General features: G+C 35.5%; 24 protein-coding genes. 12 read left to right on the plus strand and 12 right to left on the minus strand.

Annotation, left to right across the window (positions count from 1 at the left end; genetic code table 11):
- The first annotated feature begins 143 nt into the window (after positions 1-143).
- Together gldJ and G9C87_RS01430 are read left to right on the plus strand one after the other, a co-directional pair.
- Positions 144-1,745 (plus strand): gliding motility lipoprotein GldJ, encoded by a 1,602-nt coding sequence (gene gldJ, locus G9C87_RS01425; RefSeq protein WP_172277267.1) that lies wholly within the window; start codon positions 144-146, stop codon positions 1,743-1,745.
- Positions 1,746-1,810: 65 nt separating this feature from the next.
- Positions 1,811-3,082, plus strand: coding sequence for a UDP-N-acetylmuramoyl-tripeptide--D-alanyl-D-alanine ligase (locus G9C87_RS01430; RefSeq protein WP_172277270.1), 1,272 nt, complete (start codon positions 1,811-1,813; stop codon positions 3,080-3,082).
- Here the strand turns inward: G9C87_RS01430 and G9C87_RS01435 are convergent.
- The 4 genes from G9C87_RS01435 to G9C87_RS01450 all read right to left on the minus strand — a co-directional run bounded on the left by G9C87_RS01435 (position 3,075) and on the right by G9C87_RS01450 (position 6,691).
- Positions 3,075-3,686 (minus strand): NUDIX hydrolase, encoded by a 612-nt coding sequence (locus G9C87_RS01435; protein ID WP_172277275.1) that lies wholly within the window; start codon positions 3,684-3,686, stop codon positions 3,075-3,077. The genes G9C87_RS01430 and G9C87_RS01435 overlap by 8 nt on opposite strands.
- 303 nt (positions 3,687-3,989) lie before the next feature.
- Entirely contained in the window at positions 3,990-4,577 is a 588-nt protein-coding gene (locus G9C87_RS01440; RefSeq protein ID WP_172277278.1) for a DUF6705 family protein, read from the minus strand.
- Positions 4,578-4,728: 151 nt separating this feature from the next.
- On the minus strand, positions 4,729-5,310 hold the full coding sequence (locus G9C87_RS01445; RefSeq protein WP_172277281.1) for a DUF6705 family protein: 582 nt from the start codon (positions 5,308-5,310) through the stop codon (positions 4,729-4,731).
- A 19-nt stretch (positions 5,311-5,329) separates the two neighbouring features.
- Positions 5,330-6,691, minus strand: a complete 1,362-nt coding sequence (locus G9C87_RS01450; protein ID WP_172276481.1) for a hypothetical protein — start codon at positions 6,689-6,691, stop codon at positions 5,330-5,332.
- A 570-nt stretch (positions 6,692-7,261) separates the two neighbouring features.
- Here G9C87_RS01450 and G9C87_RS01455 point away from each other — a divergent pair.
- Complete coding sequence (locus tag G9C87_RS01455) at positions 7,262-7,651, plus strand: SRPBCC family protein (protein WP_172277284.1); 390 nt, start codon at positions 7,262-7,264, stop codon at positions 7,649-7,651.
- A gap of 29 nt (positions 7,652-7,680) precedes the next feature.
- Here G9C87_RS01455 and G9C87_RS01460 read toward each other — a convergent pair whose 3' ends face one another.
- The 5 genes from G9C87_RS01460 to G9C87_RS01480 all read right to left on the minus strand — a co-directional run bounded on the left by G9C87_RS01460 (position 7,681) and on the right by G9C87_RS01480 (position 12,778).
- Positions 7,681-8,724 (minus strand): anhydro-N-acetylmuramic acid kinase, encoded by a 1,044-nt coding sequence (locus G9C87_RS01460; protein ID WP_172277287.1) that lies wholly within the window; start codon positions 8,722-8,724, stop codon positions 7,681-7,683.
- A 5-nt stretch (positions 8,725-8,729) separates the two neighbouring features.
- Complete coding sequence (gene lptC / locus G9C87_RS01465; protein ID WP_172277290.1) at positions 8,730-9,320, minus strand: LPS export ABC transporter periplasmic protein LptC; 591 nt, start codon at positions 9,318-9,320, stop codon at positions 8,730-8,732.
- Between the two features lies 1 nt (position 9,321).
- Complete coding sequence (locus G9C87_RS01470) at positions 9,322-10,596, minus strand: hypothetical protein (protein ID WP_172277293.1); 1,275 nt, start codon at positions 10,594-10,596, stop codon at positions 9,322-9,324.
- 340 nt (positions 10,597-10,936) lie between these two features.
- On the minus strand, positions 10,937-12,256 hold the full coding sequence (mdlD, locus tag G9C87_RS01475; protein ID WP_172277296.1) for an NAD(P)-dependent benzaldehyde dehydrogenase MdlD: 1,320 nt from the start codon (positions 12,254-12,256) through the stop codon (positions 10,937-10,939).
- A 93-nt stretch (positions 12,257-12,349) separates the two neighbouring features.
- The gene (locus G9C87_RS01480) at positions 12,350-12,778 is read right to left on the minus strand and encodes an organic hydroperoxide resistance protein (protein ID WP_172277299.1); all 429 of its coding nucleotides are present in this window, start codon (positions 12,776-12,778) and stop codon (positions 12,350-12,352) included.
- Between the two features lie 212 nt (positions 12,779-12,990).
- Between G9C87_RS01480 and G9C87_RS01485 the strand changes: the two genes are divergently transcribed.
- From G9C87_RS01485 to G9C87_RS01505, 5 genes are all read left to right on the plus strand, one after another.
- The gene (locus G9C87_RS01485) at positions 12,991-14,109 is read left to right on the plus strand and encodes an ATP-binding protein (protein WP_172277302.1); all 1,119 of its coding nucleotides are present in this window, start codon (positions 12,991-12,993) and stop codon (positions 14,107-14,109) included.
- 422 nt (positions 14,110-14,531) lie between these two features.
- Positions 14,532-15,158, plus strand: coding sequence for a TetR/AcrR family transcriptional regulator (locus G9C87_RS01490; protein ID WP_172277305.1), 627 nt, complete (start codon positions 14,532-14,534; stop codon positions 15,156-15,158).
- Positions 15,142-16,458, plus strand: a complete 1,317-nt coding sequence (locus G9C87_RS01495) for a TolC family protein (RefSeq protein WP_172277308.1) — start codon at positions 15,142-15,144, stop codon at positions 16,456-16,458. The genes G9C87_RS01490 and G9C87_RS01495 overlap by 17 nt, the downstream gene beginning before the upstream one ends.
- Positions 16,459-16,473: 15 nt before the next feature.
- On the plus strand, positions 16,474-17,586 hold the full coding sequence (locus G9C87_RS01500; protein ID WP_172277311.1) for an HlyD family secretion protein: 1,113 nt from the start codon (positions 16,474-16,476) through the stop codon (positions 17,584-17,586).
- 163 nt (positions 17,587-17,749) lie between these two features.
- Positions 17,750-19,327, plus strand: coding sequence for a DHA2 family efflux MFS transporter permease subunit (locus G9C87_RS01505; protein ID WP_172277314.1), 1,578 nt, complete (start codon positions 17,750-17,752; stop codon positions 19,325-19,327).
- A gap of 54 nt (positions 19,328-19,381) precedes the next feature.
- On the opposite strand, the gene G9C87_RS01510 is transcribed toward G9C87_RS01505, so the two are convergent.
- From G9C87_RS01510 to G9C87_RS01520, 3 genes are read right to left on the minus strand one after another with little or no spacing between them, the layout of a single operon-like run.
- Positions 19,382-20,392: a TQO small subunit DoxD gene (locus tag G9C87_RS01510; protein WP_172277317.1), complete on the minus strand. Its 1,011-nt coding sequence runs from the start codon at positions 20,390-20,392 to the stop codon at positions 19,382-19,384.
- Positions 20,393-20,421: 29 nt separating this feature from the next.
- On the minus strand, positions 20,422-20,826 hold the full coding sequence (locus tag G9C87_RS01515) for a hypothetical protein (RefSeq protein ID WP_172277320.1): 405 nt from the start codon (positions 20,824-20,826) through the stop codon (positions 20,422-20,424).
- Positions 20,827-20,865: 39 nt separating this feature from the next.
- Positions 20,866-21,780: an alpha/beta hydrolase gene (locus G9C87_RS01520; RefSeq protein ID WP_172277323.1), complete on the minus strand. Its 915-nt coding sequence runs from the start codon at positions 21,778-21,780 to the stop codon at positions 20,866-20,868.
- 188 nt (positions 21,781-21,968) lie between these two features.
- On the opposite strand from G9C87_RS01520, the gene G9C87_RS01525 reads away from it, so the two are divergent.
- The 4 genes from G9C87_RS01525 to G9C87_RS01540 all read left to right on the plus strand — a co-directional run bounded on the left by G9C87_RS01525 (position 21,969) and on the right by G9C87_RS01540 (position 24,876).
- The gene (locus tag G9C87_RS01525; protein ID WP_172277326.1) at positions 21,969-22,805 is read left to right on the plus strand and encodes an SDR family oxidoreductase; all 837 of its coding nucleotides are present in this window, start codon (positions 21,969-21,971) and stop codon (positions 22,803-22,805) included.
- Between the two features lie 282 nt (positions 22,806-23,087).
- A complete protein-coding gene (locus G9C87_RS01530; protein WP_172277329.1) occupies positions 23,088-24,008 on the plus strand; it encodes a helix-turn-helix domain-containing protein in 921 nt (306 codons plus the stop codon).
- Positions 24,008-24,325, plus strand: coding sequence for a MazG-like protein (locus G9C87_RS01535; RefSeq protein ID WP_172277332.1), 318 nt, complete (start codon positions 24,008-24,010; stop codon positions 24,323-24,325). The genes G9C87_RS01530 and G9C87_RS01535 overlap by 1 nt, the downstream gene beginning before the upstream one ends.
- A complete protein-coding gene (locus G9C87_RS01540; protein WP_172277335.1) occupies positions 24,325-24,876 on the plus strand; it encodes a DNA-3-methyladenine glycosylase I in 552 nt (183 codons plus the stop codon). The genes G9C87_RS01535 and G9C87_RS01540 overlap by 1 nt, the downstream gene beginning before the upstream one ends.
- The last annotated feature ends 81 nt before the right edge of the window (positions 24,877-24,957 follow it).

Raw genomic sequence — 24,957 nt, forward strand, 5'->3', positions numbered from 1 at the left:
ATTACAAAATAAATGAAAATTTTATAATTAAATTGCGATACAATAAAATTAATTTGTTAACGTTTTTCAAAAAAATCAAATGATTACTTGATTTATTGAATAATTTATTTTTTCTTTGTACTTTGAAAATATTTATATCGACTATGAAAAAACTAAAGTTGTTTTCATTAATAGCATTAAGTTCTACACTTGCATTAACCAGTTGTGGTGGATCGGGTACCAACAAAGGTGGAGGTACTAAAAAATTTATCAGTAAGACGGGTTGGAAACCAAACGAAAAACAAGGTTGGTTTTTTGCAGGAAAGCAACAAAAACAGAAAGGTTGGCCGGGGATGGTATATGTAGAAGGTGGAACTTTTACAATGGGATTAGTGAAAGATGATGTCATGCACGATTGGAATAATTCGCCTCGCAGAATGCAGGTAAGTTCTTTCTTTATCGGTGAAACAGAGATTACTAACTACGAATACCGCGAATACCTTACATGGTTGAAGTATGTGTTCCCACCTAGTGATCCAAGTTTTAAGGAAATCTATAATGGTGCCTTACCAGATACCTTATTATGGGATAACAAACTATCTAGAAATGATTACAACGAGACGTATTTCCGTTCTCCGGAGTTTGATTACTATCCGGTAGTAGGTGTTTCCTGGACTCAGGCAAACAGATATTGCGAATGGTTAACAGACAGAGCTAATGAAAAAGCTTTAATGTCTGCAGGGATCATCGCTAAAGATTTGTATATCAACGAATCCAATAATCAAGGAGGAACTGCATTTAACATGGATAAATTCAAAGCGAATGATCCTGAAATGCAAGGATATATTAACGAACAAAGAATGCAGCAAAAAACGGGTTTGAAAACAACCAACCAAAGATTGCTTGCTGCTAACAGAGCTCCAAACTCTGCAATGGTTCAGAAATTCAGACTTCCTACAGAAGTTGAATGGGAATATGCAGCGCTTGGTATGGCTAAAAACAGAGAATATAACCAATATCTTGGAAAGAAGCCTGAAATTGAAAGATTAAGAGGTACCAAAGGAAGAGACAGAGGAATGTTCCTGGAAAACTTCAAAATGGGTAGAGGAGATTACTCAGGTATCGCAGGTTGGAAGAATGACGGTTCTGCAAGAACTTCAGATGTTAGACAATATCCGTCTAACGATCTTGGAATCTATGGAATGTATGGAAACGTGTCTGAATGGACAGCGGATGTTTACAGACCTATTATTGATGAAGATTTCAGTGACTTCAATTACTATAGAGGAAATATGCCTCAGGCTGTTGTAAAGAACGGAGACGGAACTTACAAAATGGTAGATGAAGGAAGCATTAAATATGATACTTTAGCTGACGGAAGATTAGTTTACAGAAACTTACCTGGACAGTTTGAAAGACAAACAATTGCTGATTACAGAAATTACAGAGACGGTGACAGACAATCTTCTTTAGAATACTATAAAGCCGGAGATTCTGCAACAGCATATGATATGTACAACTCTCCTAAACAAAGATTCATTGTAGACGGAAGCGGTAAAGTAATACTGCAAAAAGATACCAGAGACAGAACATCTGCTATGTCTAACGACATCAGAGTAGTAAAAGGTGGTTCTTGGCAGGATACTGCATACTGGCTGGATCCGGGACAAAGAAGATATAAAGATCAAAACAGAGCTTATGGCTGGATTGGATTCCGTGTCGCTCAAGATGCCAGAGTTGCTGACAAGAATAGAACTAGAAGATAATATTTATCAAAAAATAATTGAAAAAAACCTTCCTAAATACAGGAAGGTTTTTTTATTTTTGGACTATGAATATAGAACAGTTTTATCCTTTGTTTCTGCAAGCTAATAAAGTTACTATTGACAGCAGAAAAATAGAAAATAATGATATTTTCTTTGCCTTTTCAGGAGATAATTTTAATGCCGCTACTTTGGCAGAAAAGGCTGTTTCCGAAGGTGCTTTGGCAGTAATTGTGGAGGATAAAAAGTATGAAAATACAAATGAAAATATCTTCTATGTTCCTTCTACACTGGATTTTTTACAGGCTCTTGCCATACATCACAGAAATAAGCTGAATATTCCATTCATAGGGCTTACTGGGAGTAATGGAAAAACAACTACAAAAGAACTGATCCATGCTGTTCTTTCTGAAAAATATAACGTGCAGTATACCTACGGTAATCTGAATAACCACATTGGAGTTCCTCTTACCATTTTATCCATCAGACCTGAACATGAAATGGCGGTAATCGAAATGGGAGCAAATCATCAGAAAGAAATAGAGCTGTTATGTTCGCTATCGAAACCTGATTTCGGATACATTACCAACTTCGGGAAAGCACACCTGGAGGGATTTGGTGGATTTGAAGGGGTGATCAAAGGAAAATCCGAATTGTATGACTATCTGAAAACATTCCATAAGACTATTATTGTTAACGAGAATGATGAGATACAGCGTGATAAAACAGAAAATTATAATCCTAAAATCACATTCGGAAAACCAGATTCGGATTATTATTTTGAGGCCTTTTCAGAAAATCATTGTGTAGGTTTATCTTATCAGGGGACCAGAGCATTATCTAAGCTTACAGGGAATTATAATTTTACAAACCTTTGTGCAGCAGTTAGTCTGGGGCTTCATTTTGGAATAGAAATGAGCAAAATACAACATGCTATTGAAAGCTATACGCCGACCAATATGCGTTCCCAGATCGTAGAAAAAGAAGGGAGGACACTTGTTCTGGATACTTACAATGCTAATCCAAGCTCAATGACGGCCTCTTTAAATAACTTTGTAACTTTTGAAGGAACCAAGTCCATTATTATTGGTGATATGCTTGAGCTTGGAAATGAAAGTGAACTGGAGCATCAGATCATTTTAAAACAGGCATTGGACCTGGGTTTTGATCAAATCATCACTGTTGGCAGAAATTTTAAGCAAATAAATCAATCAACACTATCTTTTGAAAATACCCAGGAATTAATAGAATACCTTAAACTGAATAAAATTCAATCAGAGAATATTCTATTAAAAGCTTCACGGGGTATTTCACTGGAAAAAGCGCTGGATTTTATTTAGGCTGGCCGTCCCTGAATTCAGTGACGATCAGGCGAATGTTTTTAAAAGTATTTGGGAAAACTTCATTTTCTATTTGAGTGTTGTTTTTCCATGCTACCTCCGTAATACCTTCTTCAATCTGAGGTTTAGAAGTGTCTTCACCATTAAAGTTCATTTCGAACCAATGGGTACATTTCAGAATTTTTTCACCGTTTCTTTCTACGTAGATATGGTAAGTGGTGTTGATGAATTTTACTAATTCAACATCCTTAAGTCCTGTTTCTTCCTCGATTTCCCTAACAGCAGATTCCTCACGGGATTCTCCTTTTTCCATTTTTCCTTTGGGAAGATCCCATTTGCCCAGTCTTTTGATGAAAAGCATTTCACCTTTGCTGTTATTCACAAGCCCGCCTGCTGCCTCAATAATTCTGAAGAGACTCTGAAATTCTTTCCAAATAGTATCAATATCGTCTCCGAATACATTCAATTCTTTTACAGATGTATTTTCAAGAAGATCTAATGCGATTTCAAAAGTTGTGAAGTTCTCATACCTTACATTTTTTTCCAGGTTTTCAGACTGTTTAGACAGCAATAATTTTTTTTCGTTCACAAAAACTTTATACATTCCAATATATTTACTAGCGCATTAATAATCAATTATTTAATTTTTTACCATTTGTGCTTTTATGACTTTTTGAGGGTGTTTTTACTGCAAAATAAAATTGCTATTTTATTTGACTACAAATATAAAAAATATAGTTTAGATGAAATTTATAAAAATAAGGGCTGCGGTGTAACTGTTGTGTTGACCTATAAATTACGAGCAAAATTAGTGTCTTTAGATATGATTTATTCAATAAGCACTAATAATAAACCTTTACCAATTGATGTAAAGGCTTATTTAATGTTTAATTAAGATTAATTAAGTCTATAGCTTAGTAAATACCAAGTCCTTTATTTCAGGTAAGTATACTGTTTTATCTGTACTGGGAGGACAAGTGGCACTATCAATTAGAGAATCATTTGGTTTATATATCCATGAAAGCTGTGTTGAATTTATTTTTTTTAGAAGTATCTTTCCCCAACCAATTCCACAATTAGTGCCTCCATAATATAATAGTACTAAATTTTGACTTGGACTTGTTCCGAAGCTGTAGATTGTATGAGTATCTTGGTTTATAGGAATTGACAGGTTTTTGGTATCCTGTAAAACTTGACCACTTGTTTTTTTTACTATAAATTTGATGCAAAGAACATCTTGATAGTAACTTTTAGTTTGTAGATCAATTTTTTTCTTTACTTCTTTTGTTATAAACAGATTAATTATTTTTCCATCAAAATTTGCAGAAAAATTTCCCACGTAACTATCCAATTCATTATTCAAATCCTTCAGATAAGAATTAGAAGTAATATCTTTCAAACTAGTATTTAAGGGCTGTATTTGTTGTGCTTTACAAGCAGTTATGTTTATAATTAATTCTAATACAATTATAACTCTCAAAAATATTGTTTTCATGATTTAAGAACACGGTGTATCTGTTGTATTGACCTTTAAATTACGGGTAAAATGAGTGTTTTCAGATATGATTTATTCAATGAGCATCAATAATAAACCTTTACCAATTTAGGTAAAGATCTATTTAATGTTTAATTAAGATTAATTAACTCTATTGTTTAGTAAATACTAAGCCCTTTGTTTCTGGTAAGTATACTGTTTTATCAGTGCTTGGAGGACAAGTTGCAGCATCAATTACTAAACTGTTTGGCTTATATTCCCAAGATATTTGATTCGAATTAATCTTTTTTAGTATTATTTTACCCCATCCAATACCACAATTTGTACCATCATAGATAAAGATTATATCTCCCAGTGTAGGTCTGGTTCCAATACTTACAATATTAAAATAAGAATCATTATTTAAAACCATGCTTTGCGTATCTTGAAGTATTGTTCCAGAAGAATTTTTTATTATATATTTTACTACTAATGCATCTGTAAAATAGCTTTTATGAGTACTTTTTTCTAATTTATTATCTACTTTTGTGATGAAAATTATTATTTCGTTTCCTTGATAATTAGCCTTGTATTTTCCTACGTATGGATCTAACTCATGATTTAGGTCTTTCAAATATGAATTGTTTGGGATGTCTTCATAATCTGTATTTAAGGGATATTGTTGTTGTGCTTTACAGGAAATAAAGTTTATAATTAATCCCGCAATTAGAAATATTTTAAAGTGAATTTTCATAATTTTATTTTTTAATGTTTTAAGAACACGGTGTAGCGGTTGTATTATTACCATCACTGTTTAGTGTTATATTTGTTACTGTGCCATTATCTTCTATCCTCTGTAAAGATACCTTGCCATCCATACCCATATTTTTTAAAGTGTCAAAAAACAATTTTTGAAGTCCAGCACTATTTAAATCACCTCCTAAAGTATCCACATACACTGAATTTCCAGCAAGTTTTGATTCTCTTTTCATATAGTCTTTCATTAAGGTTTTTATATCCCAACTATTATTGTACAAAAACTGTGATAACTCCTGTGCAGTACCACTAAAGTTAATCATATAGTTGTAATATCTAATCCCATTAGGACATGTGCTACAGGGCTCCGAGGCAATCATACCCATAAAACCATCTCCAATATTTCCGTTAGGTTGTGCGATTGAAAAATTTAGAAGTTTAATAATATCTGGAGGAGAAAGCATTTTAATGCCATTTGGGGTATGATTATGATAACCACCCTGGTATTCGGCTGTATCACCTAAATCCACTTCATGTGGGCCTCCAGGAATGGTAGCACTGGTTGTTCCATCTGATTTTATTTTTACTCCAATTTCGCCACCCTTAGAAGCTTGAACCTTTAGTTCTTTGATTTTTGCTTGTACATCGGGTTTGCTTAAAATATTTTTAGCTTTCTCACAAGGATTTGGAGGAGTTACAGGAGTTCCACCACCGCCTCCATGAATAGCCCCTCCGCCACTCATTCCTCCGCCAAGACCACCGCTCCCTCCATTACTTCCATAATCTAAAAATGGATAATAAAAAATGTAAGATGGACCAGGTATTGATTGATATACGGTAATAATAACCTCCTCGATTGCTTCTTCATGCATTTGTTCTCTCCCTTTTGAGAGTTGCATTGCATCATAAGCTTTCTGAAGTTTTGCAAGAATACTTTGTACCTCAGGAGAGTCATTTTTTAATACACTAAAGTTTACCCAATCTCTTTCAAGATTTATGATTCCAAATAATGCAGCATTTACCTTGCCGTCTTTCATAATGGGATAGACAATACCCTTGTTTGAATCTCCGTAAGTGAGACTTCTTAAATCAAAATATACATCTCCTACTTGTTCATTAAACTTTTTTGAATAATCCGGATTCTTATCCATAAAAGTTTTTATGATATTCATGAAAGGTTCATGGTAACTCACATATTCAGAACCGTCCTTTTGCAAGAGCTTTTTAGAGGCAAGGTTTTCTTCAAACCTCGCAAAAGCTCCAATTTTTTCTCTTTCCGTTCTTTTTTCTTCCTGCGCTGTTTCATCTGTTCTACAGGAATTGAAAAAGAACAGGCCCATTACCAATAAAAGTAATGATACAATGAGTTTTCTCTTCATAAACAGTTAATAATTTTAGTTGCTAATTTAAAATTTTTTTTTAATTCACAATATGGGGTTTTCCGTATCGTTTTAAACTGCTTTTTACATATGTAAATCTATTAATTATACTTATTCTTTTATTAGGGCTTAAGTCTTAATATTTATTCTTAATAACTTGCTAATTCTTTTACCAATGTAATATATTATTGAACAAACAATGTAATAGGTTCAGAAAGAATATCATAGTGTATTAAAGTTTTACTATATTTTGCTAGGCTTCCAACCTTCCTATTTCTTTTTCTACAATGTTTTTGAAAGATTTATCTTTTAGAATTGTTTCATCAAAAGAACTCTCAGAATTGATGCCTTTAAAGTTTTTTTTTATACTTTTGTTGCAGTGGTAAATATAGATGTACGATTTTTCATTTAAATTTTAAGGTGAAAATATGCGAGCTTCAAAATTATCTATTTTGTTTGGATAATTTTTTACTGCACTGTTTTACTGAGTTGTGTAATATATTGATAAGTAGTCAATTATGAATATAATGTAAAACTTTATATCAAAGAATTTAAATACAAAAATAAAAAATGAATTTAGAAGGACGAAAAATTATTGTCAATAAATCATCTAAAGAGTTGGCGGAACTATTAAAAACACCAGACAACTATAAAGAATTTATGCCGGACGGACTTCAAAAGTTTGAAAGCAGAGAAGATGGATTTAAATTTGGACTGCAGGGGATGCCGGAAATTGCTTTAAAAATAGATGAAGTTACAGACCAAAAAGCTGTTTTGAAATCGGCAAGTTCAAGTCTGGATTTTTCATTAACAGCAACTTTAAACCCTGTCAATGACAGCCAAACGGAAGTACAAATGCTTTTTGAGGGCAAGTTTAATCCATTTATAAAAATGATGGTAGAGAAGCCTCTTCAGAATTTTATCAATACCTTAACGGATAAGATAGAAGCTTACAAGTAATATATAAACCTTCAGAAATGGAGGTTTTTTTATGCAATGATACCGGAGCTGTGATCTTTAAAGCTACCCGTAGCAGAGGATAATACATTCACTTGCTGGTTGAGTCGTAAGATCCCCATAAACGCAAATATCAATGCTTCTTTATAATCTATAAGCTGTTTTTCAGGAATAACAATTTCTGCTTTTGTTTTTGCCTTTATCTTTTCAATCAGATAAGAATTATGGGTTCCGCCACCGGTAAAAAGAATGTTTTTCAAGGCATTCTCATTGATAACTTGAGAAATTTGTTCGGCAATATGCTCAGTGAAGGTTGCCAGGAGATCAAGGGTTTCAATATTTTTAAAACTGTTAAAGATATTTTCATTACACCATTCAATACCTAAGGACTTAGGGTATGGTTGTCTATAGAAATGGATTGAGCTTAGTTTGTCCAGTAAAGCTTTGTTAACAGTTCCTTTTTGGGCAAGTTCACCATTTTTATCAAAACGTTTACCTGACTGTTCAGCTAATTTGTTCAGAACAATATTTACCGGAACGATATCAAATGCTACTCTTCTATGATGAGACTGAAATGAGATATTTGAAAATCCTCCCAGGTTAAGACATGCGTCATATGTTGAGAACAATAGTTCGTCACCAATCGGGACCAGGGGAGCCCCATTTCCACCCATCAAAACGTCCTGTGTCCTGAAATCATAGATAACAGGTAATCCTGTTTCAAGCTTTATGGCTCTTCCATCTCCGATTTGTAGGGTGAACTTTTTCTGAGGCTGATGAAAAACGGTGTGCCCGTGAGAGGCGATAAGGTCAATGTTTTTTAATTGATGAGTTTCTATAAACTGATGAACCTGTTTTCCCAGATAGAAGCCGTATTCAGCATTGAGCTCCAGGAGTTCTTCAGCGGATAAATGGATAGAATTCCTCAGTTGCTCTTCCCAGGTCTCAGGGTAGGGAATGGTTTCGGCAATTACAATCTGAAAACTCCACTGCTCCTGCTTTTCAAACCGGACAAAGCAAATATCCAGTCCATCTAAACTGGTACCCGACATTAAACCTATCGCTCGGAAAATCATAGAAATTATTTTTTGGATTCGGACAATTGTTTAGAGCTGAAATCTCCGGAACTGTTAAAGAAAGTATATTCAGAGAAGTCATCCTTGGCGGTCATTCCGTTGGCGCCTACAAGCGTAGAGCCATCTTCCATCGTTACATATACGGTATCTTTGGTGTAAATACGGTTTTTCCTCTGATCCCAGTAGATGCTCTGCATGGCAAATCTTTGTCCTTCGTTGGTGGTAATTCTCACATTACCTTTTGCCTCATAGAATTTTTTATATTCGAAGATCCGCGCGTATTTGGCAGTAATTTTTCCCGGTAACTTGGGCTTTTTCTTATCAAAAAATTCAATATTGATTCCTTTTCGGGCAACTACATACGGGCTATCTATGAGCTCATACTTTTCAATAATAGGAGCTAACGCCTTTAATGTGACGAATCCGGAATCTCTCTGGATGATACGGGCATTATTAATGATCTGTGAAGGGAAATTTTTGCTTTGATTGCCGTTTCGTTTGGTAAGATCCTCTTCACAGGATGTCAATATAAAAAATATAGCACAACTAAAAAGGCATGCTATATTTTTTTTATATGATAAGTTTTTAAACTTCATTTTAGTTATATAAACTCTTTCTGAACCACTTGTCAGCAAAATTAAATCCTACCCTCAGGTTGATGAAATTCTGGTTGATCAGGTTGTCTTTTAAAGTTCCGCGCTTACCAAGCTCTATACCCAGTTCCAATCCACTCATTCTCGTTATACTACTGGTTTTGAACGGAAGCATTACCCCTGCTGAAATACCAAATTTGTTAATGCTGTTATTACCGATCTTCAAACCTCCTCTTTCATAGAATGCACCATAACGGTATACTACTCTTGAGAAATAGTTTCTGAAGTTATTGTAGTTAGGTAAATACCAACCACCGGCAGATATTCTGTAGGTATCCTGGAAATCAAATGTTTTTCCAAAATAAGAAATGGTTTCTCCTTTTTTATAATCAATCTGGCCCGAAACGAACCATTGGTTTTCACTTCCATATCCAACCCCTAAAGAGGCTTGTACGGGTAAAAGATTTTTGGAGCTTGTGCTTTTCTGTTCTATAATCTGCTCCTCTTTTTTCACGTCGGCAGCATAGAAATAAGTACTGTTTGTATAATCAGTAGTCATATTACTTGTGTTTCCAAAAGTAGTAGTGGCACCAATGGTTAGTTTTTTATCAGTACGGGTATTCAAATGCTGGTAGCTTGTCCCTAAAGTAAAATTAAAGTTTCGAACATTATTTTTGGTCTCGTATCCATTGATCAGTTGACTATCAGCAGTAGTGATCTCGTTAAGATCATACAGATTACCGAAATAATAATTCGCTCTTAAACCCAAAGCAAATTCATTGCTTACTTTATAAGACGCAGCTATCTGTGCTGTATTTAATGTTCCTGTTCCTTTAAACCGGTTGGCAAAAACAGTTCCATCAGTGGTAGTGCTGGTATTAACAATATCATAGCTCTTTGAGCTGTAAGGTTGATAAGATAATCCCATTTTCACCTTTGAGGAGATAGGAAATGCTAATGAAATATTGGATAAATACGTAGAATGTTTGGTAGACTTCGTATTGTTATAATTCGTTTTGAAATAGTTGTTTTCGTTCGTCGCTTCAAGCTTAATACTGGTCAGTTCGAAATTCGTATTGTTTGCTGGATTGGCAAAATTGAAATTACTCGTGAAATCACTTATAAAAGCCGTTGAAATGCCACCCATAGAAGCTGTTTCAATCGTATTATCATATTTTACATCCCCGATTCCGTAAGTTGCATATGGTGAATTACTTAAACTCTGCGCATTAAGGAAATAGCCAACAGAAATGAATGATAGTACAAAGATTTTTTTCATTCTTTATTTTTAAAATAATGCGCAAATATCTTAAATATTAATGAATTGTAAAAATTTCATGAGGTTAAAGTTTGTTAAGGGGAATTATCTTTAAATCAAAAGCTGATTTTTTGTTATAAAAATAAATTTAGCCGAAGTGAGCTTCTTTTTTCTACGGATGGAATTGTCAGGATTCCTGCAACTATACATCTTTCACAATAATAGTTGATTACATTAATGAAAAGAAGAGCTGTGCTGTAAATAGACGTTGCTTAATCTGATTTTTGTAATTGTAAAAGGCAGTTTTCCACAAAGAAAACTGCCTTCCAACTTTTTATGTATTGTCAATTAATAATTGAGCTTATAATACTTCCAGAACCGATCTGCTATGGCTGAATGCCTGGAAACTGAACTTTCCGTGATATTTTCCTATGCCGGAAGTTCCTACGCCTCCGAAAGGCAGAAAATGAGAGCCTACATGGATGATGGCGCTGTTGATTTCAGCATCACCACTTGTGGTACGGTTTAAAACATCATTGGCAAATTCTTCACTTTCAGAAAAAACATATAAAGCCAGAGGCTTGGGGCGATTGTTGATTTCTTCCAGAGCGACATCAATGTCAGTATAGGTCATGATGGGCAATATAGGACCGAAAATTTCCTGCTGCATCACCTGATCATCCCAGGTCACCTGATCCATTAAGGTTGCTTCGAAATGACGGGTTTCAGAATCATATGCTCCTCCGTAAATTACTTTTTCTGGTGCAGCGTCCAGATAACCTGCAAGATGTTTGATCTGGTTGGTATTAACGATTTTTCCTATTTTTCCTAAAGATCCTTCAGGATAAGTCGTTTTAAGATAAGCTATAAATTTATTTATAAAGCTGTCTTTTACAGATTCATGGATGTAAATATAATCAGGGGCTACACAGGTCTGCCCACAATTGATCCATTTTCCATAGGAAATTCTGGACACAGCTTTATCGAGGTCAGCATCTTTGTGTACTATCGTTGGTGATTTGCCTCCCAACTCCAGAGTAAGCGGAATCAGCTGTTCTGCGGCAGCTTTCATGACAATCTTACCTACATTGGGGCTTCCGGTAAAGAATATATAATCGAAAGGAAGACTTAATAGCAATGTATTTTCCTCTATAGCTCCCTGAAATACTTTAACATAGGACTCATCAAAAGCTTCATCTATAATTTTCTCGATTACCTTTGCCACATGAGGAGTGTTTTCAGAAGGTTTGATAATTGCTGTATTTCCGGCAATCAATGCACCGATCAACGGGCTGAAAGTGAGCTGTACAGGATAATTGAAAGGCCCTATAATATAATTTACACCATAAGGCTGATATGTTATTTTGCTCACAATTTTTGCTCCTGAAGGATGAGGTTTGGATTCTACCGGAGTAGGTTTAGCCCATTCATCAATGTTTTCCAGTAAATAATCCAGTTCACTGGATACGATCTGAATTTCTACATATTCTGCCTCTTTTCTGCTTTTTCCCAGGTCAATGTCCAAAGCTTCACATAATGCATCCGTGTGGTTAAGAAATACTTCACGAAATTTTCTTAGCTGCTCCTTTCTGAATTCAATATTTTTGGTCTTATTGGTTTTAAAAAATGCCTTTTGCTTTTCAAAAACCTCCTTAATTTTTTGTTCTGATTCTGGTGTCATAGTACTATTTTATAATGATCTATTAATCTTGGTGAAAGTTTTATCTAAATTATTCATTTTAAACTGATATCAGATAAAGGCTCCATGATTAATTTAAGACTCAGCCGTTGTTACACTTAAATTAACTTCAATATTTCCTCTGGTTGCATTAGAATAAGGACAAACCTGATGTGCTTTTTCAATTAAAGAGCGGGCATCTTCCATAGATACTCCTGGAATATTAGCATGTAAATCAACTGCGAGACCAAAGCCTCCATTTTCAATCTGTCCAAGACTTACTTTTGCTGTAACGGTAGTTTCTCCTGTTTTTATCCTATTCTGTTTGATGACCAGGTTGAGGGCACTGTCAAAGCATGTCGAATATCCTGCAGCAAATAACATCTCCGGATTGGCGTAGTCATCATTTGTACCACCAAGACCCTTTGGCATTCTTACTTCAAGATCCAATACTTCGTTTTCGCTTTTTACATGTCCGTTTCTTCCTCCTGTGGCTGTAGCGCCAATACTATACAATACTTTCATAATGTGAGTTTATTTTTGTTTTTGATACAGCAAATGTATTGCTAAAAATTAAATTGTATACAATTTAATTACTGAATTACATAAATAAGATTATTGACAGAGACTATAATTACGAACTCTTAAGCGGATTGTTCTGTTTTTGAAAATTATTTTAATCAAATAGATCATCTTAAATTTCCTTGAATTGAGAGAAGATTTTTTATCTTTGAGGCATGAATTGGGAGAACATTGCCGGACAAGACAATCTGAAAAAACTTCTTAAAGATAGCATTGCAGAAAACAGAGTAAGCCACGCCCAGCTTTTCATTGGAAAGGAAGGATATGGTACATTTCCTCTGGCTTTAGCTTATGCAAAAGAAATCCTGCAGGGCGAAAATGAGCACGCCGCTTCAAAAGTTGAACACCTAAATCATTTGGATCTGCACTTTAGTTTTCCGGTATATACGGATAACAAGAACTCTTTAAGCAAAAATAAGTTTGAGGATTTTCGCGAAATGATCTTGGCTTCTCCCTACGCAAGCTATGATGACTGGACTGCTTTTCTGGATTCTGAAAACAAACAGCTTTTTATTTCAGCTGATGAGATAGATGATCAGAACCAGAAATTTTCTCTTAAGAGCTTTGAAGGCGGAACAAAAATTCTCATTGTATGGAGAGCAGATAAAATGAATGTAGCGGCATCCAATAAATTTTTGAAATTCCTGGAAGAGCCACCTGCTAAAACCATTATCCTGCTTACCGCAGAAAATTCAAACGATATTTTACCCACCATACTTTCCAGAACACAGATTGTAGAAGTTCCCAGACTTAACGATACGGATATTGCAACCTATCTTCGGAACAACTTTTCAGTATCTGATGAGCAGTCCAGGGAAATTGTTCATGAAGCTCAGGGAAATCTGAATGACGCTGTAAAACTTTTAAAATCGGGGAATAAAAATGAAGAGTTCGAACGACTTTTCATCCAATGGGTTCGGGATGCATTCCAGGTAAAAAAGAGGCCGGAATTTCTTAAAAATATCATCCTTTGGGCAAGAGAGATAGCCGGGTGGAATCGTGAGAAGCAGAAAAACTTTCTGAATTATTGTTCTGAAATATTCAGATTGGCTTTACTGCAAAACTATCAATCTGAGGATCTGGTGTATAAAAAGATCAATGCCAATGGTTTCAATTGGGCTGGATTTTCGAAATTTATCAGTGGTGCCAATATTGAAAATATTCTTGAAGAGGTAAGTACTGCCGACCTGCATTTAACAAGAAACGGGAATCCTAAAATTATCTGGACAGACCTCGGAATAAAGCTATCCAGATATATTCATAAAACAACATAAAATTTTAAAATAAGATATATGAGTCCGGTATAATCCGGACTTTTTTGTTTTGAAAAAAAGGAATGGTAAAGTGTTTCTTAGATACTTTTATTAGAATAAAAGCAAACAAATAATTATGATAAAAGAAGGAAGGCAGATTTCAATTTTAAATAATTCCAATTATTTACATCATTTTTTGAAGATTCTTTCTTCGGCCAATGCTGTATTTATGACAATTTTTACCTGAAAAAATTAAATCAAATATTTAAATAGTTAATTAATTATGAATTTATTTATAATAATTAGTATTTTTATTTAATCAAAATGTATTAGTTTACAGTAAGTTATATTAAGTAAAATTAAAAATATATTAAAAAATCAATCAATCGTTTGATTTTTTACAAAACTTGTGTAAATTTGCAGCCTGAAAAATTAGCAGTGACATGATTTCAAAAGAAGAAAATATATTATTTGCTGCAGAAAAGCTTTTTGCTGAAAAAGGTTTTGACGGGACTTCTACAAGGGAAATCTCAAAGGCAGCGAATGTAAATATTTCTATGATCTCTTATTATTTTGGCTCAAAAGAAAAACTTTACGAGAAATTGGTAGAATACAGAATGAATGAAGGCCAGTTTTTTTCAAAAGATATTCTGGAGAGAACAGATATTAATGAATGGGAAAAAATAGAAAAGATAGTGGACGAGTTTTCAGGAAAGGTAAAAAATAACAAATGCTTTTACCGGATTATGCAGCGTGAGCAGCTCCATGCGGAGAACCCACAAATTGTAGAATTCCTGAAGCAAACAAAAATGGGCTTTCTTTCCATGTACTCACAGATATTAAAGAGTGGTTTGGAAAAAGGCATTTTTACCAAAAACCCCCTTATTTATTTGTTACATACTACAGTTAGCGGGACGTTATTTTACGCTTCCAATGCTAAAGAAATGTATAAAGAATTCCTGAATAACACGGAGGACGAAGAAGCTTTCGATGAAAAATACTACACAGAACTTAATAAACATATAAAATATTTACTAAAAGACCTTTTGGGTTATGAAGAAAATAAATAATTCCGTTATTGCACTTTCACTATTTATAGGAATTGCTAACATAAATGCTCAGGAGAAAAAACAACTCAGCCTTGATGAAGCTGTGAGGTTAGGTATCCAAAACAGCAAGAATCTAAAGATCGATGCCGCTAAAATAGAAGAAGCGACAGCCGACCTTTTAGAAGCAAAAAATAAACAGCTGCCGGATTTTAAGCTTTCGGGGCAGTACATGCGTTTAACGAATGCTAAAGTAGATGTAAAATTTCTGAACGAATCCGGATCAGGTGGCGGAGTAGCCTCACCGAAGTCTGTATTTTTAGGTCAGGCTAATTTATCTATGCCTATTTATGCTGGAGGAAGAATAAAATATGGAATTGAGTCTGCAAAATATCTGGTGGAGGCATCCAAACTAAGCACGGAAAATGATAAAACTGCCATCGCTTACAATGTTGCCCAGGCTTATAATAATTTGTTTAAGGCCAACCAATCGATCAAGGTTTTAGAAGAAAACCTTACAGCTTCCAATCAAAGAGATGAGACTTTTCTTAAAATGGAAAATAACGGATTGATCGCAAGAAATGACCGTTTAAAAGCAAATCTTCAAACCTCAGATATTGAATTGCAGCTACTGGAAGCCAAAAATAACTACAATATTGCAAACATCAATATGGACCTGTTACTAGGAATTCCTGAAACAACAATTATTGAAGTGGATCCCAATTATATAGATGAAGCTGAGGATGCTAAGCCTGTGGATTACTATCTGAATGAGGCTCAGCAAAATCGTAAAGATCTACAAGCCTTAAGCCAGCAAAGAAGGGCTGCAGAGTTGGGAAGTAGAGCTGCAAAAGCTGAAAACTTACCTACCATTGCATTAACGGGAGGGTATATTGCAGCAGATGCACCCAACTTTTTAACGGTTTACAATGCCGTAAACGTAGGCATAGGGATACAGTATAATCTGGCTAATATCTGGAAGAAGAATTCATCTTTGAGACAATCCAAGGCGAGAGAAAAACAACTGGAAGCAAGCAATGAACTTTTAAATGACAATATAAAGCTTGATGTAAACAGAGAATATCAGAATACAAACTATTCTAAGCAAAGGATTGCTGTATTTGAAAAATCTGCAATTCAGGCTAATGAAAACTATAGAATTACTAAAAATAAGTTCGATAATGGTTTAGCCACCATGACCGAACTCCTGGATGCAGATGCTGCTCAGATCTCAGCCAACGTAGGAGTGATCAATGCAAAAGCAGATGCCGCATTAGCTTACAGAAAACTATTACAAACTACAGGAACTTTAACAATTAAATAAAAGAATAATACCACAATGGAAAATAATAAAACAGAACAAGCAGAGAACTTAGAACCAAAAAAGAAGAAAAGTTTAGTTTTCCCTATCATTTTAGCGGTTGTGTTAATCGGAGGTGGAATTTATGGATATAGAACTTATTCTTACGGACAGGTGCATGAAGAAACGGATGACGCCCAGATTGCATCCAATATGAGTCCTGTAATTTCTAAAGTATCAGGATATGTAAAAGAGATAAAAGTAAAAGATAACCAGTTTGTAAAAAAAGGAGATACTCTGGTTATTTTAGATAGCAGAGACCAGAAAATGGCATTAGAGCAAGCTGAAGCAGCATTGGCAACAGCAAAAAGTAATATTTCAACTGCTCAGGCTACTACAACAGCTACTTCTAAAAACATCGGAAGCTCTGAAGCTGCGGTAGCAACAGCAAATGCCCAGATCGAAGCTGCAAAAGTAAATGTCTGGAAAACTTCTTCTGACCTGAAAAGATATGCTAATCTTGTAAAAGATCATTCTATTACAGAACAACAATATGAGCAGGCGCTTGCTGCAAAACAATCCGCAGATAAGCAGTTGCAGGTTTTAGTGGAGCAGAGAAATCAGATCGCTCAACAGACAGGTATTGCTTCTTCTCAGACTGCAGCTAGTTCTCAACAGATAAGTGTAGCCAATTCAGTGGCACAACAAAGACAGGTAGATGTGGAAAATGCAAGATTAAACTTGTCTTACACGATTATTCTGGCTTCTGAAGACGGATATGTAGGAAAAGTTCCGATTCAGGTTGGACAATACCTTCAGGCAGGTGCACAGTTATTCAGTGTAGTGAAAAATGACCAGAAATGGGTGGTTGCGAACTTTAAAGAAACTCAGGTTGACAAAATGATTGAGGGACAAAAAGTAAAAATAGAAATTGATGCTTTCCCTGATCAGGAATTTGAAGGGGTTGTAAGCTCTTTCTCACCTGCAACCGGTGCTACATTCTCTATCCTGCCTCCGGATAATGCAAGTGGTAACTTCGTAAAAGTGGTACAAAGACTTCCTGTAAAAATTGATTTTGTAAAACTGGATCCGAATATCGCTAAAAAACTGAGAACAGGAATGAATGTGAAAGCTGAAGTTTCGCTAAAATAAATATGTAAAATGTATTGATGTAGAATGTTTTTATGATTTAGATAGATTAAGCAAACATAATAACGGGTTTGTCTTCAATTGAGAAATCTTTAATCTTTAAATTTCTCAATCCTTAAATCAATCATTTCACATTCATACAATTGTACATCACACAAAATTAACTATGCAAGATTCATTAGTAGAATATGGAGCCCGGAGAGTGATCATTACGATCACAGCTATTCTTTGTGCTCTGCTTGAAATTGTGGATTCCACGATTGTAAACGTTGCCCTCAATGAAATGAAAGGTAACCTGGGATCTACACTTTCTGAAGTGGGTTGGGTAATTACGGCTTATGCTATAGGTAACGTAATTATCGTACCAATGACGAGTTGGCTGTCACAGCAGTTCGGACGTCGGAATTATTTTGCAGCCTCTATTATCATCTTTACCATATTTTCATTTTTATGTGGAAATGCAACCAATATCTGGGAACTCGTATTCTTCAGATTGTGCCAGGGTATTGGTGGAGGCGCATTATTGGTAACCTCACAGACCATTATCACGGAATCATATCCTGTTGAAAAAAGAAGTATGGCTCAGGCGATTTATGGTTTAGGGGTAATCATTGGTCCAACTTTGGGACCACCTTTAGGAGGATATATTGTAGATAACTTTAGCTGGCCTTATATTTTCTATATCAATATTCCAATTGGTATTGCAGCAACTCTGATGACTTTACAATTTGTAAAAAGTCCCAAATATGCCGAGAAGAGAAAAGCTTCTGATGTCGACTGGCTTGGAATTGCCCTGTTAGCCGTTACTGTGGGTTCTTTACAGTTTATCCTGGAAAGAGGTCATGAAGAAGACTGGTTTGCAAGTGGAATGATCGTTACCTTTACCGTAACCGCTGTATTAGGATTTATACTGTTTCTCTGGAGGGAGCTTACCTTTAAATTTCCTATTGTTGAATTAAGGGTTCTGAAGAACAGTAATTTAAGGATCGGAACGGCGATGTCTTTTGTATTAGGATTTGGGCTGTATGGGTCTACATTTATTGTCCCTTTATACACTCAAAGTATCTTAGGCTGGACTGCCCTGCAATCGGGTGCATTGATGATCCCTGCAGCATTAACTACCGCCTTCATGATGCCTATCATCGGGAGATTGCTTTCTAAAGGAGCAAAGCAGCAGATTCTGGTTTCCTTAGGATTGTTCATTTTCTTTGTTTATAGTTTCTGGGGATATAAGATCCTTACACCAGACACCAGTAAAGAAGCCTTTTTCTGGATGTTGATTGTAAGAGGAGCCGGATTAGGACTCTTGTTCATACCGATTACTTCCTTGTCGCTAAGTACATTGAAAGGTCAGGAAATTGGACAGGGTGCAGCTTTTACGGGGATGATGAGACAGTTGGGTGGTTCTTTTGGTATTGCTGCCATTACAACCTTTATTGCCAATGCAAGTCAGAAGTACAGGGTGAATCTTATTACCCATCTCGATAGTGATAGTTTTGAGGTTCAGCAGCGTTTAGCAACACTGAAAGCAAGTTTTATCTCCAAAGGGATGACTCCTGATGCTGCATTGAACGCGGCCTATAAAATGCTTGATCTTTCAGTAACAAAACAGGCAACGGTACTGTCTTATATGGATGTTTTCCTTTATTTAGGGGTAGCCTTCCTGATTTGTATACCATTTATCCTCTTCGTGAAAGAGCGAAAAAGTAAAGAAAAAATAGATTTGAGTGAAGCCATGCACTAAATTTAAATTAAAAATACCTCCGGAATCCGGAGGTATTTTTTTATGCTGAAAAGTTTAAAGATCAGCAAACCATTCAGCTCCGCTGATGTCAATCAGCTTTACGCGATGGATCATATTTCTTTTGTCTGAGATATCTTCAATATTGAATTTGAGATCTGCCTTGGCTCCAAGCGGAATGATCAGGCTGTGTTTCCCTGGCTTTACCCTGGCTACATAATGATTCTGAATATTTTCCGATTGCAGTTCCGAAAGTTCTTTCTGGGTCAATGCTTTTAAAATTATCCCATCTTTATCTAAAATATGAATACCGATCAGAAACGAACCGTAGACGTCAGCACCCTCGGTTCTGTATACCTCAAAATGAATGGTATTACGGTTAAGGGAAAGATTTGAAATCTCAACTTTGGGTTGAACTGATTTATTATGCAAAGTTCCCCAGACTCCTCCATGAAAATATTGATTGGTAAAGAGGGTAAGTCCCATAATAAAAACAGAACCTGTAAGCACAAAATATCTGGGATTCTGGATAGGGAGATGACCTGAGGCGAGCCATGGGAACCATTTTTTAGAAGTGAAACTGATCTTCTTCTTTAAAAAGTAGTCATCCAGGGAAAAAGGACCACTGCCTGTAAGAAATAATGTGAACCCACCCGCAATTCCCAGAACACCGATTTGCCATTCGTCCAGACATGTTGTTCCCAGCCAGCCTGATCCCAGAAGAATTCCTAAAGCCAGTCCAAAAATTCCAATGCTCATGAGACGGGTAAACAATCCAAAAATGACCGCTAGTCCTACAATCGCTTCTATGATGGTAAAAACTACCATAGAGGTGTGCAATGCATCGGGATGGGTAACAAGGTATTCTATAGCTGGTTTGATCCCCAAAGCATTGGGCAGGAAATGATTGAATTTTTCGCCGATATATCCTTTTACTTCGGGATCCAGTTTATTTTCCAGGACCAGACGCCGCCAAAAAGCTGAAAAGTAAGTCCATCCGATGACCATGCGGACGGATAATGTATATAAACCAGCATGATCCGTAAGCTGGTAAGTTGTATTTTTCATTGAATGTATATTTTACTGAATAATTAAAATTAAAAATGACCGGAGGTAATCTCCTGTGCTATATCCAATTTTAATTGTTGAAATAAAATATACCTTGGTGGGCTATTTCCTGAAGTTGTTCCGGAATAGGTATTGCAAATTTGTTTACCTTCTTTTAAAGGATGTAAGCAGATATGCAAATAGAAGAAAAAGCCTTTTACCGATTTGGATTGTATTGATGAAATAAGTGTTTTCTGTGATGAGTTCGTAATCAAACTATCACAGCTGAAAGTGGGATTGGAAGTAACTCTTACCTTATTTAAAGGGCTGATATATTGGATATCGAAAATACCTAACAGGTCCCTTTTTACAGAACAGGGAGATAATGAAAACATCAAAACAAGCATGATAATGATTGTTTTGTAGGTTCTCGTATGTATTTTGTAGTCCTGCATGATCTGCAAAACTAAGTTTTTATAATGGAATGAAAGAATTTAATGCAGATGCTCAACCATAAATTTTAAAAACTCATCCTGCTGGTCTACAAATAAATAGTGAGAGCAGTTGTCAATAAGATCGAAGTTCTCTTTTCCTACTATTGTTTGAAGATCATTGATCTGCTTTTCAGAAAATATAGCATCATTCTTTCCATAGACCGCAAAGATAGGGACATCTTTCTTTTTTATATTTTTTAAAACACTGATATTATTAAGATTATTCCTGCTTTCATTTTTATAGAATTTCAGAGGTGAATCAGGGTTTCTGTAATTCTGTTTATAAAAATCACCTGCTTCGTATTCTTTTCTGAGCTGCCGACTTTTGGGTGTTGGATTGGGCATGGAAAAGAAATTCATATCACCCGCAATATTATAGCAGCTTTTTCTGTACTCTGCGGAGTTTTTCGGTAAACCTTCAATGTCTGTAATCTGCTTTAATTTTGATGGATCACTCTTAAATTTTTCCCTGGCTTCTTTCAGAATATGATCATAGGTTTCCTGTTGCGAAAACAAAGCACCTGCAAGCGTTAATGAGCTTACTTTTTGAGGATATTGATTCGTAAATAAAGTCGCTATGATCCCTCCAAAACTATGTCCCAGAATATTTGCTTTATTCAGACCATACAGTTTGTAAATATTGAGCAAATCATCAAAACTTTCTTTAAAAGTCATTGTTGCCTGGTCATCTTTCGATCGTCCTTCACCGCGTCTGTCGTAAACAATTACATAAAACCCTTTATTAGCCAATGCCTCAGCTGTAGTTCCTTCAAATAATGTAGCATTTCCGCTGGGTCCGCCATGAATAAAAATAACAGGCGGATTTTCCTTGTTTCCGTAATCCCTGGAGTAAATTGTCTGTGCTTTCAATGAGCATACAAATAAGAGGAGAAGAAGTGAAATAATCTGTTTCATAGCACTCGGATATAAATATAAGAAGATGGTAAAGATAAAATAATTAATAATAAAGAAGTATTACATTTTCCTGTCATTTAATTTATGATAAAAAATTCTGTAATTCGTCAAAATAGCTACAACGATACTCAATATGGCTACTTTTAATTTTTAATTTCTAAAGACCTTTGTATCATAAAATCAGAACAATGCAAAAAACAATTTTTATCACAGGGGCTTCATCTGGATTAGGGAAAGCAACAGCTCAGCTATTTCAAAGTCAGGGATGGAATGTCATTGCGACCATGAGAAACCCCGAAAATGAAACTGAACTCACAGTATTAGAAAATGTTTCCGTTATCGGACTGGACGTTACCGATAAAGAACAGCTGGAATCAACAATTGCAAAGGTTCTTTCCGAAACGGAGATTCATGTGGTTGTGAATAATGCCGGATATGGTTTGGTAGGCCCTTTAGAAGCCTTTACAGATGAACAGATTAAAAAACAGATTGAAACCAATCTCATGGGAGTAATCCGGATTACGAAGACTTTTACTCCGTACTTCAGAGAAAGAAAAGAAGGGGTTTTGATTAATATCACATCCAGTTTCGGTTTAATGGGTTTTCCTACATGCTCTATTTATAGTGCGACAAAATTTGCAGTAGACGGTTTCTCGGAAAGTATGGGTTACGAGCTGGCTCAATTCGGGGTTCAGGTTAAAGTAGTGGCTCCTGGAGGAATACAAACGGATTTTGCTGGCCGTTCATTAGATGGAGCCCAGCATAGCGCGTATCGCCAATTGACAGAAAAAGTACAGGAAGGCTATAGTCCGGATCAGGTATCCAATTACTCAAAACCGGAAGATATTGCCCACGTTATTTATGAAGCGGCAACTGATGGTAAAGATCAGCTGAGGTATGTTGCCGGCAAAGATGCTAATGCCCTTTACAATGACCGGAATTCCATCGGAGTGGAAAATCATGTTCAGAAAATAAAATCCGGCTTTTTGTTTGGGGAAGAGAAGAAATTAGAGGTTAGAAATTAGAGATAGAGCTTAGATGTTAGATGTTAGATGTTAGATGTTAGATGTTAGATGTTAGATGTTAGATGTTAGATGTTGCGGGCTTTTCTAATGAATTGCAATTAAATAAGTTAGAATAAATAGCTGTAATGTTAAATATGCAAAATCTTTATTTTCACAACCTATAATTTACTACCTTCAACTATCAACTATCAACTATCAACTATCAACTATCAATCATCAATTCATCAAATTTCACATTCCTACTGACTAACAGTTGTCACAAACCCACCTTATCTTTGTACTATGAAAACGAATCAGTCACCCGTTCATTTCCGATCTCTGTCAGCTTTACATGAAGCGATGGGACTTTCTGCACCCAAACATCCTCTTATCACAATTATCAATTATGATGAAACGTGCTTCGATCCGAAAACCTTTGAACAGGGGACAAAATCGGATTTTTATAAAATCTCATTTAAAACCAATTTCAACGGTAAAATCCGTTATGGCCAGGGATATTATGACTTTGAGGAAGGAGGCCTTTCTTTTGTTTCTCCGGGGCAGGTTCTTATTATGGAACAGGAGGAAAGGAATTATAGTGGCATGTCCCTGCATATTCATCCGGATTTTATAAGACCATATTCTTTAATGAAAAAAATTAAAAATTACGGTTTCTTTTCTTATGCAACTTCGGAAGCATTGTATCTTTCCGAAAATGAAAAGAAAGCAATTCTCGATGTTTTTGAAAGCATTAAGAATGAATTAAATGAAAGGATAGATCAGTTTAGCCAAGATGTTATTATTTCGCAGATTGAGTTGCTGCTTACCTACAGCAATCGCTTTTATAATCGTCAGTTCATTACACGGAAGGCGGTAAATAATGACCTTCTTTCAAGGATGGAGGCTTTACTTGATGATTATTTTGATCGGGAAAAAGGCATAAAAGGACTGCCAACAGTAGAATATATTGCATCACAGCTGAATCTTACACCAAGATACCTGAGTGATATGCTCAGACACCATACAGGGCAGAACGCACAGCAACATATTCACGAAAAGCTTATTGAAAAGGCTAAAGAATATTTGTCCGAAGCTCAATTGTCAGTTTCTGAAACAGCTTATCAATTGGGGTTCGAGCATCCGCAGTCATTCAGTAAACTGTTCAAAAATAAGACAAGACAGACACCTAATCAATACAGACAATCCCTTCAAAAATCAGAATAATGGATCAGAATAATTTAGATAAGATTATAGATAGGGCTCTTGACATCAGAGAGAAATACCATCGTCTTGAAAAGCAGCAGAACGGCAGTGAATGGACCTTGGAACAGGATGCACTTGCCTACCTTACCGATGCCGGCATTGTCGGGCGGGATTTTATGTCACATGAGAAAACATGGATTAAAAAAGATGCCTCTGCAGAATTGGAACATAAATTAGCGGAAAATATCTGGTGGTTGATTATCTTAGCAGATCGGACAGGTATTGATATCAAAAATGCTTTAGAGAAATTTTTAACCAAAACAGAAAATATATTTTAATGAGTTATTGTTCAGCTATAGAAAAGATGCAGCCTGAAAGCAGAAAGGCATTACACCAAAAATACCATGATTATCATTATGGATTCCCTATTCATGATGATAATGAATTATTTGGGCGATTGGTAATGGAAATCAATCAGGCAGGATTAAGCTGGGAAACCATTCTGAAAAAAGAAGAAAGCTTCAGAAATGCCTATGATCAGTTTAATATTCAGAAAGTAGCCGCATATAGTGAAAAAGATCGTGAAAGGTTATTAAATGATAGCGGCATCATTAGAAATAAACTTAAGGTGAACGCTGCCATTGAAAATGCCAAAACAATCATTGAGCTGCAAAAAGAATTCGGATCATTTGAAAAATGGCTGGAACATCATCATCCCAAAACTTTACAGGAATGGATGAAGCTTTTTAAAAAAACATTTAAATTCACAGGTGGAGAAATCGTCAATGAATTCCTGATGAGTATTGGTTATCTGGGTGGTGCCCATACAGAAAACTGCTCTGTATACAAAACCATCCTGAAACATAATCCCATGTGGCAAAAAGGTTAAATCAGGAAGCCTGTAAAATCAATATTTTATTTTCTGATAATAACAGAAAACTCTACGAATACCCCTCTTTAGTATAGGCAG

Origin of the sequence: Chryseobacterium sp. LAM-KRS1, assembly GCF_013184525.1 — a bacterium.
Taxonomy (GTDB): Bacteria; Bacteroidota; Bacteroidia; order Flavobacteriales; family Weeksellaceae; genus Chryseobacterium; species Chryseobacterium proteolyticum.